At 66.1% G+C, this 13971-nt stretch carries 13 protein-coding genes; 8 read left to right on the top strand and 5 right to left on the bottom strand.

The genetic code is table 11. The features are described 5' to 3' along the window. Nucleotide 1: 1 nt before the first annotated feature. Together BSP_RS03285 and BSP_RS03280 are read right to left on the bottom strand one after the other, a co-directional pair. Nucleotides 2-1069 (bottom strand): alpha-ketoacid dehydrogenase subunit beta, encoded by a 1068-nt coding sequence (locus BSP_RS03285; RefSeq protein WP_082382758.1) that lies wholly within the window; start codon nucleotides 1067-1069, stop codon nucleotides 2-4. A 59-nt stretch (nucleotides 1070-1128) separates the two neighbouring features. Then, nucleotides 1129-2364, bottom strand: a complete 1236-nt coding sequence (locus tag BSP_RS03280) for a 3-methyl-2-oxobutanoate dehydrogenase (2-methylpropanoyl-transferring) subunit alpha (RefSeq protein ID WP_227976027.1) — start codon at nucleotides 2362-2364, stop codon at nucleotides 1129-1131. 162 nt (nucleotides 2365-2526) lie between these two features. Between BSP_RS03280 and BSP_RS03275 the strand changes: the two genes are divergently transcribed. From BSP_RS03275 to BSP_RS03250, 6 genes are all read left to right on the top strand, one after another. After that, nucleotides 2527-3015: an Lrp/AsnC family transcriptional regulator gene (locus tag BSP_RS03275; protein WP_054764449.1), complete on the top strand. Its 489-nt coding sequence runs from the start codon at nucleotides 2527-2529 to the stop codon at nucleotides 3013-3015. Between the two features lie 39 nt (nucleotides 3016-3054). Continuing rightward, complete coding sequence (locus tag BSP_RS03270) at nucleotides 3055-3993, top strand: pirin family protein (protein ID WP_152949284.1); 939 nt, start codon at nucleotides 3055-3057, stop codon at nucleotides 3991-3993. 101 nt (nucleotides 3994-4094) lie between these two features. After that, nucleotides 4095-5060: a WD40 repeat domain-containing protein gene (locus tag BSP_RS03265; protein WP_152949283.1), complete on the top strand. Its 966-nt coding sequence runs from the start codon at nucleotides 4095-4097 to the stop codon at nucleotides 5058-5060. After that, nucleotides 5060-5752, top strand: a complete 693-nt coding sequence (gene mtgA, locus BSP_RS03260; protein ID WP_152949282.1) for a monofunctional biosynthetic peptidoglycan transglycosylase — start codon at nucleotides 5060-5062, stop codon at nucleotides 5750-5752. The genes BSP_RS03265 and mtgA overlap by 1 nt, the downstream gene beginning before the upstream one ends. 102 nt (nucleotides 5753-5854) lie before the next feature. Further along, nucleotides 5855-7759, top strand: a complete 1905-nt coding sequence (locus BSP_RS03255) for a M2 family metallopeptidase (protein WP_152949281.1) — start codon at nucleotides 5855-5857, stop codon at nucleotides 7757-7759. 111 nt (nucleotides 7760-7870) lie between these two features. After that, nucleotides 7871-9811 carry a pilus assembly protein TadG-related protein gene (locus tag BSP_RS03250; protein ID WP_054764445.1) on the top strand — a complete coding sequence of 647 codons (1941 nt, stop codon included), beginning with the start codon at nucleotides 7871-7873 and terminating at the stop codon, nucleotides 9809-9811. Between the two features lie 12 nt (nucleotides 9812-9823). Here BSP_RS03250 and BSP_RS03245 read toward each other — a convergent pair whose 3' ends face one another. Further along, nucleotides 9824-10735, bottom strand: a complete 912-nt coding sequence (locus tag BSP_RS03245) for an isopenicillin N synthase family oxygenase (RefSeq protein ID WP_054766791.1) — start codon at nucleotides 10733-10735, stop codon at nucleotides 9824-9826. 229 nt (nucleotides 10736-10964) lie between these two features. Here BSP_RS03245 and BSP_RS03240 point away from each other — a divergent pair, with 229 nt between their 5' ends. Beyond that, complete coding sequence (locus BSP_RS03240; RefSeq protein ID WP_152949280.1) at nucleotides 10965-11639, top strand: OmpA family protein; 675 nt, start codon at nucleotides 10965-10967, stop codon at nucleotides 11637-11639. A gap of 130 nt (nucleotides 11640-11769) precedes the next feature. After that, nucleotides 11770-11940 (top strand): hypothetical protein, encoded by a 171-nt coding sequence (locus BSP_RS03235; protein WP_152949279.1) that lies wholly within the window; start codon nucleotides 11770-11772, stop codon nucleotides 11938-11940. Nucleotides 11941-12126: 186 nt separating this feature from the next. Here the strand turns inward: BSP_RS03235 and BSP_RS03230 are convergent, their stop codons facing one another. Then, nucleotides 12127-13284 (bottom strand): OmpA family protein, encoded by a 1158-nt coding sequence (locus tag BSP_RS03230; RefSeq protein ID WP_054764443.1) that lies wholly within the window; start codon nucleotides 13282-13284, stop codon nucleotides 12127-12129. A 222-nt stretch (nucleotides 13285-13506) separates the two neighbouring features. After that, nucleotides 13507-13968 carry a MaoC family dehydratase gene (locus tag BSP_RS03225; RefSeq protein ID WP_152949278.1) on the bottom strand — a complete coding sequence of 154 codons (462 nt, stop codon included), beginning with the start codon at nucleotides 13966-13968 and terminating at the stop codon, nucleotides 13507-13509. Nucleotides 13969-13971 lie beyond the last annotated feature (3 nt).

Raw genomic sequence — 13971 nt, 5'->3', positions numbered from 1 at the left:
CTTAACGACCTCCCGACATGACGCTCTTCACGGCGTCTGAAACCCGTTGCGGTCCGGGGAAATATTCCCATTCGAAAGCATGGGGATAGGGCGTGTCCCAGCCGGTGACGCGGGCGATGGGCGCCTCCAGGTGATAGAAGCAGCGCTCCTGAACCAGGGCCGACAGTTCGCCGCCGAAGCCCGAGGTCTTGGGCGCCTCGTGCACGATGACGCATCGGCCGGTCTTTTTCACGCTGGCCTCGATGGCCTCGATGTCCAGCGGCACGAGCGAGCGCAGGTCGATCACCTCGGCGTCCACGCCGGCGTGTTCGGCTCCCGCCAGCGCCACCCAGACCATTGTGCCATAGGCCAGGATGGTGACGTCGTTTCCTTCGCGCATCACGCGCGCCTTGCCGATCGGCTCGACATATTTGCCCGTCGGAACCTGCGCCAATTCTTGCGCCTTCCACGGCGAGACCGGCTTCTCGTGCCAGCCGTCGAACGGGCCGTTGTACAGACGTTTCGGCTCGAAGAAGACGACCGGGTCGTCATCCTCGACGGCGGCGATCAACAGGCCCTTGGCGTCATAGGGGTTGGACGGAATGACGACCTTCAGCCCCGCGATATGGGTGAACAGGCTTTCCGGCGACTGGCTGTGGGTCTGACCGCCGAAGATGCCGCCGCCGTAGGGGCTGCGAATCGTAATCGGGCTGGTGAACTGACCGCCCGAGCGATAGCGCATCTTGGCCGCTTCGGAGACGATCTGGTCATAGGCCGGATAGATGTAGTCGGCGAACTGGATCTCGACGACCGGGCGCAGGCCATAGGCGCCCATGCCGATGGCGGCGGCGACGATGCCGCATTCGCTGATCGGGGCGTCGAAGCTGCGGGTCAGGCCGTGCTTCTGCTGCAGCTTGTCGGTGACGCGGAAGACCCCGCCGAAATAGCCGGCGTCCTCGCCGAACGACAGGACGTTCGGATCCTCGGCCATCTTGACGTCCAGGGCCGAGTTCAGGGCCTGGATCATGTTCATCGGAACGACGCCGGCGCCGGTCGCTTCCGAAGCGGGAGCGGCGTTCTGATCGACCATGTCCGGTTCGACTCCGTCAGTACGATCCGCTTCGATAAAGGTGGTTTGCTCGCTCATGATCAGACCCCCACCTCGCGACGCTGTTCGACCAGGCGCCAGTCCTCGGTCGCATAGACCTCCTCGAACATGGTCTTCACGCTGGGACGCGACTGGCCCAGGGTGCCGATGGCCTCGGACTCCTTGCCGGCGGCGCGAACCTGTTCGACCGCCTCCTTGAGCGCCGCCATGTGGCGCTCGTCATCCCATTCGCCGATCAGCGTCAGATGCTGGCGCAGCCGCTCGATCGGATCGCCCAGCGGCCATTTCTCGTGCTCGTCGCCGGGGCGATAGCGGCTGGGGTCGTCCGAGGTCGAATGCGGGGCGCCGCGATAGGTGAACAGTTCGATCACCGTCGCGCCCTGGTTCGAGCGGGCGCGCTCCTCGGCCCACTGGGTCGCGGCCCACACCGCAAGAAAGTCGTTGCCGTCCACCCGCAGGGCCGGCAGGCCGTAGCCGATGGCCTTGGAGGCGAAGGTGGTCTCCAGCCCGCCGGCGATGCCCTGGAAGGAGCTGATGGCCCACTGGTTGTTGACGATGTTCAGGATGACCGGGGCGCGATAGACGCTGGCGAAGGTCAGGGCGTTGTGGAAGTCGCCCTCGGCCGTGGCGCCGTCGCCGATCCAGCTGATGGCGATCTTGTCGTCGCCCTTGTAGGCGCTGGCCATGGCCCAGCCGACCGCCTGGGGGACCTGGGTGCCCAGATTGCCGCTGATGGTGAAGAAGCCGTAGTCCTTGGCCGAATACATGATCGGCAGCTGGCGGCCTTTGATCGGGTCCGCCGCATTGGAATAGATCTGGTTCATCATCGCCGTCAGCGGATAGCCGCGCGCGATCAGCAGCCCCTGCTGGCGATAGGTGGGAAAGCCCATGTCCTCGCGGCTCAGGATCATGCCTTGGGCGACTGCGATGGCCTCCTCGCCGGTGCACTTCATATAGAAGCTGGTCTTGCCCTGACGGTGGGCGCGGTGCATCCGGTCGTCGAAGGCGCGGGTCAGGATCATGGCCTTCAAGCCGCGACGAAGTGTCTCGGGGTCCAGGCGCGGATGCCACGGCCCGACGGCGTTTCCATCCTCGTCCAGCACCCGGATCAGTCGAAAGGCGTGATCGCGCATCTCATAGGGCGCCGTCGAAACCTCCGGCCGATCCACGGCTCCGGCGGGGTCCATCGTCAGATGGCTGAAATCCGGCGTGTCTCCCGGCCGACCCGAGGGTTCAGGCACGCGCAAAGAAAGGGGGCGACTGTTCTTTTGGCTCATTTTGTCGTTCATGCGGGCGTCCGGTTCCGTTCGGAGGATGCGTCCGTGTTTCCTCTGGACGTGTGATAACACGGCCCCTAAGCAGGCGCTCGCTCAAATTGACCTTGCAAAATCCCTATTTAGGGTATTTTATTGCGCCATAACCACAATCGGAGAAACGCATTGGCGGACGAACTCGACCCCATCGACGCCCGGATCCTGGATATCCTGCAACAAGACGCCGGACTGTCGGTCGCCGAAGTGGCGGATCGGGTCGGCTTGTCGGCCTCGCCCTGCTGGCGGCGCATCAAACGGCTGGAAGATTCCGGCCTGATCACCAAGCGCGTCACCCTGCTGAACGCCAAGCTGCTGGGCCTGGATTTCGAGGTCTACGCCATCGTCAAACTGATGCTGCCCTCGGCCGAGAACCTCGACATCTTCGAGGCGGCGGTCGCCAAATGGCCGGAAGTGGTCCAGTGCGCCACCATCACGGGCCGCGAGGACTATGTGCTGCGAATCATCACCTCCGACATGCACGCCTTCGACAAGTTCCTGCGCGAAAAGCTGCTGGCCCTGGGCATCGTCTCAGACTGCGAGAGCCATATCGTCACCCGCGGCGTGAAGAATGTGACCGCCCTGCCTCTTGGCATAGTGACCCCTCACGTCGGATAAGACCGTTCGGCGGCGTCTTCCGCCGAGGGGATGCCGAACATGATCGAACTGGTGATCGACGCGCGCCGTAAGGACCTGGGCGGGTTCGAGGTCGGCCGCGTCCTGCCCTTCCATTCGCGCCGGATGGTCGGGCCCTTCATCTTTCTGGATCAGATGGGTCCGGCCGAGTTCGCGCCGGGGTCGGACGCCATCGACGTGCGGCCGCATCCGCACATCGGCCTGTCGACCCTCACCTATCTGTTCGAGGGCGAGATCCTGCACCACGACAATCTCGGCTATAACCAGCCCATCCGCCCCGGCGAGGTGAACTGGATGACGGCCGGCAAGGGCATCGTCCATTCCGAGCGCACCGATCCACTGAAGAAGAGCCGCGGCGGGCCGATGCACGGCATGCAGGCCTGGGTCGCCCTGCCCGACGAGGCCGAGGAAATCGACCCCTCCTTTCATCATCTGGGCGAGGACGCCCAGCCTTCCTATGAGAACGGCGGCCTGTTCGCGCGTCTGGTGGCCGGAGAAGCCTATGGCGCCAAGGCGAGCGCGCCGGTGTCCTCGCCCCTCTTCTATGTGCACTGGGAGCTTCAGCCCGGCGTCCGCACCGCTCCGCCTCCGGGAAAGGGCGCCGGCGGCATGAGCGAGCGCGCCATATTCGTGGCCAAGGGCTCGATCGAGGTCGGCGACCGCACCTTCCACGAAGGCCAGATGATCGTGCTGGAGCCGACGGCCGAGCCGACGGTCAAGGCCCTGACCCAGGCCAGCGTCATGGTCCTGGGGGGTGAGCCGGTGGGCGAACGCCTGATCTGGTGGAATTTCGTCGCCTCCAGCCAGGCCCGCATCGACCAGGCCAAGGCTGACTGGAAGGCCGGTCGGATGAAACTCCCGAGCGAGGACGATCTGGAGTTCATCCCCCTCCCGGAGGAGCCGGTCCAAGCCCAGGCCGCCCCGGCCCCGGTCGAACCCAAGCCGACGGATCCGGTCTGAGGGCGTACCAGCATTCTCCCTCCCCGTTCCGGGGAGGGAGAAACGGATGACTTGTCCTCCCCCATTTGCCCCCGCCCCCGCAACCCGCTAACGCGTCGCGCATGAACTTCGCATTCGACGCCCAGGTCACCGCCGCCCTGTTCGACAACACCGGCGCCGTCTTCGCTCTCGGCGACGGCTCGGTACGGTTCGAGGACGGCGCGACGGCCCAGGCCCATGACGGCGCCGTCCTGTGCGCCGTGGTCCATCCGTCCGGCGAGGGCGTCGTCACTGGCGGCGACGACGGCAAGGTCGTCTGGAGCCGTCGCGGCGCCGAGCCCGCCGTTCTCGCGGAGGCCAAGAACCAGTGGATCGACGCCGTCGACGCCGCGCCCGCCTCCGGCCTGATCGCCTTCTCCTGGGGGCGCACCCTTTCGGTCATCGACACCGCCGACACCGGCTTCCGGCGGGATTTCCAGCACGAGCGCACCGTCTCGGGTGTGGCTTTCGAGCCCAAGGGGCGGCGCATCGCCGCCTCGACCTACGGCGGCGCGGCCCTCTGGTACGCCCGGATCGAGAAGCAGCAGCCGACCAGGCTGAGCTGGGCCGGGTCGCACACCGGCGTCGCCTTTTCGCCGGACGGCGCCTTCGTCGTCACCACCATGCAGGACAATCAGATGCACGGCTGGCGGCTGAAAGACGCCAAGAACCTGCGGATGGGCGGCTATCCGTCCAAGGTCCGCTCCCTGGCCTTCCTCGCCAACGGCCAACTCCTGGCGACGTCCGGGGCGCAGGGCGCCGTGCTTTGGCCCTTCATCGGCTCCAACGGCCCGATGGGCCGCGAGGCGACCGAGATCGGCTATGACGAGGCCAGCCTGATCAATCTGGTCTCGGCCCGCGTGAACCACGGCCTGTTGGCCGCCGGCCTGACCGACGGCCGGGTCTGGGTCGCCCATCCGGCCGCCCAGGGCCTGAACGTCGTCAAGGCCGACAAGGGCCCGGTCATCGTCGCCCTCTGCCTCAGCCCGGCGGCTGATACGGTCGCCTGGGCCGACGAGGACGGGGCCGCCGGGGTGGCGATCCTCTGATGGCGAGGTGGCCTCGTCCATCCTGGCTCCGGGCGGTCGTCATCGCCGCCGCCATCCTGACCGCCGTGCCGGTCGGCGGCGTCCTCTGGGTCGCCCTCTTCCCGCCCCTGCCCACCATCCTGATGCTGCGCCAGGCCGTGCGCGGCGAGGGGCTGGACTACCAGTGGCGCGGGCTGAAGCAGATTTCGCCCCATCTGGTCGACGCCGCCATCGCCGCCGAGGACGCCCGCTTCTGCAGCCACCACGGCTTCGACATGGAGGCCATCCAGAAGGCGCTGGATCATAACGCCGAGGGCGGGCGCATCCGGGGCGGCTCCACCATCAGCCAGCAGACGGCCAAGAACGTCTTCCTGTGGCCCGGCCGCGACTGGATCCGCAAAGGCTTTGAGGCGGGCTACACCGTCCTGATCGAGACCGTCTGGTCCAAGCGGCGGATCATGGAGGTTTATCTGAACGTCGTCGAATGGGCGCCGGGCGTCTATGGCGCCCAGGCGGCGGCGCAACACTGGTTCGGCAAGGACGCCGCCGACCTGACCCGGCGCGAGGCGGCGCGCCTGGCCGCCATCCTGCCCGCGCCGCGCCGCTACAAGGCGGCCGCACCCGGCCCCTATGTCCGTCGCCGCGCCGCCCGAATCCAGGCCGCCATGGGAACGGTGCGCAATGACGGACTGGACAGCTGCGTCCGGCTCTAGCAGGCCGCAGGCCGACAGCCTGCAACACAGTCGGCTGAACCGCCCCGCTTGACGCGGCGCCGCCCCTGGCCTCTCCTGCGCCCGCTGTTCAGGAGATCCATCATGAAGCGTCAGATGACGACCGCCGCTGCGGTCTGCGCCCTCGCCTTCGCCGCCGGCTGCGCCGCCGCCCCGACCCCGGACAAGGCTCTGCCGCTTCAGGCCGAAGCCGGCGCCCAGACCTTCACTCCCGCCCCGGTCACCGCCACCGGCCTGAGGGCCGACTACCCCACGACCGCCGAAGGCGCGACCCAGTTCGTCGCCGACGCCGAGGCCAAGATGCTGACCTTCGGCGAATACGCCGCCCGGGTGCAGTGGGCCCGGGCCACCAACATCACCTTCGACACCATGTGGCTGGAATCCAAGGTCAACGCCGAGGCGACCGAACTCCAGGTCCAGTTCGCCAACCAGGCGGCCAAGTTCAACGACGTCGCAGTCGATCCGGTGGTCCGCCGCAAGCTGAACCTGCTGCGGCTCGGCATCGTCCTGCCCGCCCCGAACCGCCCCGGCGCCGCCGAGGAGCTGTCGCAGATCGCCACCCGTCTGGATTCGACCTATTCGACCGGCAAGTTCGACTTCAAGGGACGGCAGATTACCCTGGACGAGGCCTCGCTGATCCTGGCCGACAGCCGCGACCCGAACGAAACCAAGGCCCTTTACGAAGGCTGGCGCACCATCTCGCCGGTGATGAAGAACGACTACGCCCGCATGGTCGAGATCGCCAACGAGGGGGCGCGCGAACTGGGCTTTTCCGACACCGGCGCCCTGTGGCGCTCGGGCTACGACATGCCCGCCGACGACTTCGCCGAGGAGACCGATCGGCTCTGGGCCCAGGTCAAGCCCTTCTACGAGAACCTTCACTGCTATGTCCGCGCCCGGCTGAACGCCAAATACGGCGACGCCGTTCAACCCGACCACGGCCCGATCCGCGCTGATCTGCTGGGCAATATGTGGTCGCAGCAATGGGGCAATATCTATGATGTCGTGGCCCCGACCAGCGGCGGCGCCTCCAGCTACGACCTGACCGAATTGCTCAAATCCGCCGACTACGACCCGGTGAAAATGGTCAGGACGGGCGAAGGCTTCTACGTTTCGCTGGGCCTCGATCCTCTGCCCCAGACCTTCTGGGAACGCAGCCAGATCGTGCGCCCCCGCGACCGTGAGGTCGTCTGCCACGCCTCGGCCTGGGATCTCGACAACGCCGACGACATCCGCATCAAGATGTGCACCAACGTCAACGGCGACGACTTCTACACCGTCCACCACGAGCTGGGTCACAACTACTACCAGCGCGCCTACAAGAACCAGCCGATGCTGTTCCGCAACGGCGCGAATGACGGCTTCCACGAGGCCATCGGCGACTTCGTCGGCCTGTCGGCCCTGACCCCCACCTATCTGAACCAGATCGGCCTTTTGAAGACGACGCCGGGGGCGGAAGAGGACATTCCCTTCCTGCTGAAGATGGCGCTGGACAAGATCGCCTTCCTACCCTTCGGCCTGATGGTGGACCGCTGGCGCTGGGGCGTCTTCTCCGGCGAGACCACGCCGGACCAGTACAACGCCGCCTGGACCGCCGACATGCTGAAATACCAGGGCCTGGTTCCGCCGGGCCCGCGACCGGCCAATGCCTTCGACCCGGGCGCCAAATACCATGTGCCGGGCAACACCCCTTACACCCGCTACTTCCTGGCCCACATCTACCAGTTCCAGTTCCAGCGCGCGGCCTGCAAACAGGCCGGCTGGACCGGCCCCCTGCACCGCTGCTCGGTTTACGGGAACAAGGACGTCGGCGCCCGTTTCAACGCCATGCTGGAAATGGGCCAGTCCAAGCCCTGGCCCGAGGCGCTCGAGGCTTTCACCGGCGAGACGCGGAACGACGCCTCGGCGGTCGCCGACTATTTCGCCCCTTTGAATCAATGGCTGACGGTCCAAAACCGCGGCCATGACTGCGGCTGGTCGCAGGCCTGAAGACGGTCCTTAGGCCGGGTCTGTTAACCGCGATCCGTCAGCCTTCCTTTAACCGCATGAGGCCATTGTGGCCTCATGCGGGCGGCGCGCGCCTGTAAGGAAGCGACGACATTGGCGCCACAACCGATCCATAAGGTCCTCAGCGGCCTTCGGGCCCTGGCCTTCCGGCTGGGCGGCGACCGGCGCGGCAATGTGGCGATCATCTTCGCTCTCAGCCTGCCCGTCATCGTCATGCTGGCCCTGGGCGGCGTCGACATTCACCGCATAACCACGGCCAAGGCCCAGTTTCAGGACGCCCTGGACGCCGCCGCCCTGGCCGCCGCGCGGTCTCCCTATACGACGCCGGAAGAGCTGAAGAGCATCACCCTGGTCAATCTTCGCGCCAATCTGAAGGGGATTGAGCTCGAGCCGGTTCAGGACGGCGACGTTCAGGTCGCCATGAACGACAAGAGCGTCGTCATCGCCACCGCTCAGGGGCGGGTAAAGACCCTGGTCGCCAACATCGTGCTTCCGCCCTACGGCCAACTGCTGGACGACACCCTGCCCGTCTCGGTGCGATCCGAGGTCAACCGCTCCTCGCGCGATGTGGAGGTGGCCCTGGTCCTGGACATCACCGGCTCGATGAACGACTGCGCCGCCAGTTGCTCAAGCGGCCGCAAGATCGACAATCTGAAGTCGGCGGCCAAGGAGCTGATCGACATCGTCGTCCAAGACAACCAGTCGCCCTTCTATTCCAAGGTGGCCCTGGCTCCATATTCCATGGGCGTCAATGTAGGCGACACCTATGCTGATAGGGCGCGCGGAGCGCTCGCCTCCAGCACCCAATCCATCACCGCGGCGACCTGGCTGACGGGCTCGGTCAAGACGATCACCAGCATCACCCGCGCCTACACCCCGGTGGTCACCGCTTCGAAGCACGGGTTCAAAAACGGCGACATCGTGACGATCTGGAGCGCGGAGACGATGGGGGGCCTGAACGGCATAGCTCTTACAGTTGGCAACGCCACGACAAACACCTTCAGCCTCGTCGATAGGGACACCCGCTACTATTCCGCCTTCTCAGGCCGGGCCTATGTCGCCAAATGCGCCCGGGCGGACTGCAACATCGTCATTACAATGGCCCGCCACGGCCTCTCGCCCGATGGGGACGCCGCTGTCCTGAGCGGCATGGGCGGCCTCAGCCAGTTGAATGACATCGGTTTCCGCGTCGCCGGCGTCAGCGCGACCACGGCGACCTTGGCGCTCGACGCCTCTCAAGCCCAATTGGCGAACGCCCCCATGGGCGGAGCCGCCTATACGTCGGGCGGCCAGCTGGTCTGCGGCGTGGACGGCTGTTCGAACCGAGATTTCGTCAATGCGGCAGGAACCTGGACGCGCTTTCCCGGAACGACCTGCGTGTCGGAAAGAGCCGGGGCGCAGGCCTATACGGATGCGGCCCCGTCCACCTCGTCCTGGGTTGGACGAAGCTACGCCGGAACCGGCAACGCCTGCCCGGCCTCCCGAATCGTCCCCCTGACCAACGTCAAGAAGACCCTGACCGACGCCATCAACGGAATGTCGGCGGTCGGATCGACGGCGGGCCATATCGGTTTGGCTTGGGGCTGGTATCTGGTTTCGCCGACCTTCGGCCTGTGGTCAGGCGCAGGCGCGCCCGCCGCCTATGACTCGACCAAGACCTTGAAGGCCGTCGTGCTGATGACCGACGGGGAGTTCAACACCCCCTATTTCCGGGGCGTGATCGCCGGAGACGCAGGGGTCGGCAGCGGCGGGGCGGACACCCATATCAACCAGCCCGCCACCAACGGCTCTTCCTTCGACCAAGCCTATCGGCTCTGTCAAAACATGAAGGCCGCCGGCGTCATCGTCTATACGGTCGGCTTCGATATCGGCGCAGCCCAGAATATGACCGGTCCGATCGATTCCGCCGGCGAGCTGATGGCGCGGTGCGCCACCAACCCCGACCGGGCTTTCCAGGCGTCCAGCTCCACCGACCTTTCCGACGCCTTCCGAGACATCGGACGGGACATCACCCGGCTGCGCATCTCCCGCTAGGGACGACTCGCCTCAGAGCAGGCGGATTTCGCGCAGACGTTCGGTCAGATAGTCCTCTGCCAGAATGGTCTTGCCGGCATAGCGATCGGGATTGTCCGGCGTGATCGTGCTCGGCAGCGTCTCAATCGGGAAGTCCGGGTTGAAATGCAGGAAGAAGGGCGTCGAATAGCGGGCGAAGCCCCGACGTTCGGGCGCGGGATTGACCACCCGGTGCGTCGTCGACGGCAGGACGTGGTTGGTTAACCGTTGCAGCATGTCGCCGATATTGACCACCAGGGCGCCCGCCGGCGGCGCGATGTCCAGCCAGCTGCCGTCCTTCTCCTTCAGCTGCAGCCCAGCCTCTTCGGCGCCCAGCAGCAGGGTGATGACGTTGATGTCCTCGTGCGCGCCGGCCCGCACGCCCGGCGCATCGGCGGGCACCGGCGGATAGTGCAACATGCGAAGGACGCTGTTGCCCATCTCGACCTTGTCGTCAAAATAGTCGTCGCTCAGCTTGAGGTACCGCGCGATGGCCCGGAGAATGCGCCGCCCCAGCGCGTCGAGATCCTCATACATGCCGTAAAGATGGTCGCGGAAACCGGGCACCTCCTCGGGCCAAAGGTTGTCGCGCATGAAGCGGCGATAAGAATGGTCCTGCGGCAGTTCGCGACCAACGTGCCAGAATTCCTTCAGATCCACGGCGGTCGCCCCCTTGGCCGCCTCGACCCCGAAAGGGGTCAGGCCCCGCGCCCCGCCGGTTCCCGGCTGGTGGTACTGGCGTTTGGTGGCTTCCGGCAGGGCGAAGAAGGTCTTGGCGGCGTCGATCGCGGCGGCGATACGCGCCTCGTCCAGACCATGGTCGGCCACAACCCCAAAGCCGAACCGGGTGAAGGAGGCGCCCAGCTCATCGCTGAACGCCTGAAAATCCTCGTCATACAAGGTCATGGAGACAGGGGTGATGGTTGAGGCGGCGGTTGGGGCCGAGATCGCGCTCACGGGCGTCGTCCTTGTTCAGACAATGTGCGGCGGTTCCTTACCCCCATTCCGCGCCCCTGTCAGGTTCAAGCCGTCGGTCCCGCAAGAACCGCTCGCCCGTTCACCTAAGGTACAGCTTGGAACCTAGACAGTAGGGGGGCGTTTCTCGCGCCAGACTGCCAATCGGAAGGACCAATCCATGCGCGCCAAGATTTTCGTCGCCGGTGTCTCCATCGCCGCCCTACTGGGCGCGGCGGCCTGCACCACCACCGACCCCTATCGCTCGACCCCCGTCCGCAACAACACCGGAACCGGCGCCATCGCGGGCGCCCTGGGCGGAGCCCTGCTCGGCTATCTGACCAATACATCCAACGGGGAACAGGGTCGTAAGAACGCCCTGATCGGCGCGGGCGTCGGCGCGCTGGGCGGTGCTGCGGTCGGTCAGTATATGGACCGCCAGCAACGCGCCATGGAGGCTCAGCTCTCCGGCACCGGCGTCGGCGTGGCGCGCCAGGGCGACAATCTGGTGCTCCGCATGCCGTCCGACGTCACCTTCGCCACCAACCAGTATTCGATCGACCCGCGCTTCCTGCCCGTGCTCGATGACGTCGCCCGGGTGCTGCAGGAATATGATCGCTCCACCATCGACGTGATCGGTCATACGGATTCCTCGGGTGGCGATGCGATCAACCAGCCCCTGTCGGAGCGCCGCGCCAGCAGCGTGGCGGCGGAACTCGTGCGTCGCGGCGTCCTGGCCGAGCGCCTCTATGTCGCCGGCGCCAGTTCCCGGAACCCCGTGGCGTCCAATGCAACTCCCGAAGGCAAGGCCCAGAACCGCCGCGTCGAGATTCTGATCCGGCCTTTCACCGGCTGAGACTTTCAGAAAAATCCGCAATCCGGAAGGCGGCGTCTCGCGACGCCGCCTTTGTCCGCCTGACACCGTTCCGTGACTTGCATCCCCGCGCGCGTCGTGATCCTCCCAGAAGGACGTCGGGGGAGGAACCATGACGCCGGATGACCGGGACCTGGCCAAGAGTCTGACACTCGCAGCAGTCGCTGTGATCTGCGCCGTCCTGAGCGCCACCCTCGTGATCACGGCCGGCGAGGCCCTTCTCGCCCCCTCTCTGCCTACATCCGCCGCGCAAACTCCGGCTCTGACCAATACAGCCGGCTGAGACGCCGCGCCGCCCCTCCGTCCTCTTCGCCGCCACATGCTGGAAAACACGGCACGGGGGGCGACCTGTCGCAGACACCCCCTCCGCAAACAGAAACGCCGCCCCCTTTCGGAGACGGCGTTCAGCTCTTCAGCTTCGAGATCGGCGGGATCGACCCGGTGAAACCGGGTCGATCCTTCGCCTGTCTTAGAAGTTGATGTCGATGGTGGCGCGACGGTTGAGCGGTTCGCGCACGCCGTCGGCGGTGGGCTTGGCCAGGGCGGTTTCACCCTTGCCGTCGAGGGCGATGACGCCGCCGTTGACGCCTTGGGCGACCAAGGCGTCCGCGACGGTGCGCGAACGACGGTTCGAGAGGCCGACGTTGTAGGCGGCCGAGCCCGAGGTGTCGGTGTAGCCGACGATCAGGACGCGGGTCGGACGGCCCGTCTTGGCGTAGTTGGCGGCCTGGGTCACGACCGAGCGAGCCTCAGCCGTCAGGTCCGAGCGATCCCAGTCGAAATAGACCACGAACTGACGCGCGGCCGGGGTCTGCGGAACCGGCGGCGGGGGCGGCGGGGGCGGAGGCGGCGGAGGCGGCGGGGGCGGCGGAGGCGGCGGAGGCGGCGGGGCCGCTTCTTCGGCGCCGAAGCTGTAGCGCAGGCCCAGGGTCACGGTGTGCGACTGGTCGTAGTCGCCGTCCCATTCGCCGAACTGGGTCGCGCCCGTCACACCGGCCGAAACCGATTCCCAAGAGGCGTCGCCCGTCAGATAGCGGTAGGTCAGGTCGATGTTGGCGCGGTCGCTGACGGCCCAGGCCAGACCGGCGATCGCCTGGGCGGCGAACTTGGTCGAGTTGTCGTCGACATCAATGGTCGCGGCGCGATTGGCGCGCTGGTTGCCAAGCATGTTTGTGGCAACGTGGTTCACACCGGCGCCCAGGCCGACGAAGGGACGCACGCCCCAGGCTTCATAGCCGAAGTCATAGATGACGTTGGCCATCAGGGTGGCGGACTCGATGTCGCCTTCCGGCGAATAGCAGCCGCCCGTCGCCGGGGTCAGATTGCACAGACCCTGAGTGCCCGAAACGGCGCGCACCGTGCCGATGTCGCCCGAGCGGTAGCCGCCTTCGAGCTCGACGCGCCAGTTGGGGTTGAAGCGATAACCCAGGCGAGCAAAGGCCGCCCAGCCGTTGTTCACCTCATAGTTCCAGTTCGCGCCGGTCGTCGACGACTCGGCGTTGATGTCGTCGATCATGTGGTAGCCGGCGTCGATCGCGCCATACCAACCGTTGGGATCTGCCGAGGCCGCGCCAGCCGACAGGGCCAGGGCGGCCGCTGCGCTGGAGGCCAGCACGATAGTCTTCATACGCATAGGGTATAGCCCTCCGCCTGTTAGAACCTAGGGCGGATCTTACCGCCTAGGCGGCTCTTACCAGCGTTGCCGTGGAAGGTCGAGGCTGAAACTTGACGACGCAAGCCCCGAAATGAGGCGCCGTGCCATTGATGCTACAGATGTAATTGGCCTTCACACGCAGATTCGTCCGAGTTCCGTCGTTTTTCCCGTCTTCCGCCGAGGGCGGCTCAACCTTCAGCTCTCTGCGGAAACGATCTGCATCCCGAGCCATTCGCCCACCAGAGCCGGCTTGTCGGCGCCCTCGATCTCGATCGTCAATTCATGTTTAAGAAGCCAGCGCCCCTCGCCTTTGTCGGTTGCATCCAACAGGCGGAACCGGCCCCGCACGCGAGATCCCGCCGGGACGGGCGCCAGAAACCTCAGCCGGTCGAAACCGTAGTTGACGCCCATGGTCAGCCCATCCAGCGGCGCCACGGCGTCATAGCTCATGGCGGACGCCAGACTCAGGGTCAGAAAACCGTGAGCGATGGTTCCGCCGAAGGACGTCGCCCTGGCCGCCTCGGGATCGACGTGGATGAACTGATGGTCCTCGGTACAGTCCGCAAAGGCGTCGATCCGATCCTGACCAATCTCGAACCATCGGGACACCCCGACTTCCTGACCGATCAAGGCGTGAACATCCTGTGTCCGGGTCATGGC

The organism is Brevundimonas sp. Bb-A (genome assembly GCF_009394735.1).
In the GTDB taxonomy this organism is placed as follows: domain Bacteria; phylum Pseudomonadota; class Alphaproteobacteria; order Caulobacterales; family Caulobacteraceae; genus Brevundimonas; species Brevundimonas aurantiaca.
This window is presented reverse-complemented; position numbering and strand designations above follow the sequence as displayed.

Excerpts from the sequence above, each read along its gene's own strand:
- BSP_RS03285 (WP_082382758.1), bottom strand. The coding sequence starts at position 1,069 with ATGGTCGATCAGAACGCCGCTCCCGCTTCGGAAGCGACCGGCGCCGGC.
- BSP_RS03280 (WP_227976027.1), bottom strand. The coding sequence starts at position 2,364 with ATGAGCCAAAAGAACAGTCGCCCCCTTTCTTTGCGCGTGCCTGAACCC.
- BSP_RS03270 (WP_152949284.1), top strand. The coding sequence starts at position 3,055 with ATGATCGAACTGGTGATCGACGCGCGCCGTAAGGACCTGGGCGGGTTC.
- BSP_RS03265 (WP_152949283.1), top strand. The coding sequence starts at position 4,095 with ATGAACTTCGCATTCGACGCCCAGGTCACCGCCGCCCTGTTCGACAAC.
- mtgA (WP_152949282.1), top strand. The coding sequence starts at position 5,060 with ATGGCGAGGTGGCCTCGTCCATCCTGGCTCCGGGCGGTCGTCATCGCC.
- BSP_RS03255 (WP_152949281.1), top strand. The coding sequence starts at position 5,855 with ATGAAGCGTCAGATGACGACCGCCGCTGCGGTCTGCGCCCTCGCCTTC.
- BSP_RS03245 (WP_054766791.1), bottom strand. The coding sequence starts at position 10,735 with ATGACCTTGTATGACGAGGATTTTCAGGCGTTCAGCGATGAGCTGGGC.
- BSP_RS03240 (WP_152949280.1), top strand. The coding sequence starts at position 10,965 with ATGCGCGCCAAGATTTTCGTCGCCGGTGTCTCCATCGCCGCCCTACTG.
- BSP_RS03235 (WP_152949279.1), top strand. The coding sequence starts at position 11,770 with ATGACGCCGGATGACCGGGACCTGGCCAAGAGTCTGACACTCGCAGCA.
- BSP_RS03230 (WP_054764443.1), bottom strand. The coding sequence starts at position 13,284 with ATGAAGACTATCGTGCTGGCCTCCAGCGCAGCGGCCGCCCTGGCCCTG.
- BSP_RS03225 (WP_152949278.1), bottom strand. The coding sequence starts at position 13,968 with ATGACCCGGACACAGGATGTTCACGCCTTGATCGGTCAGGAAGTCGGG.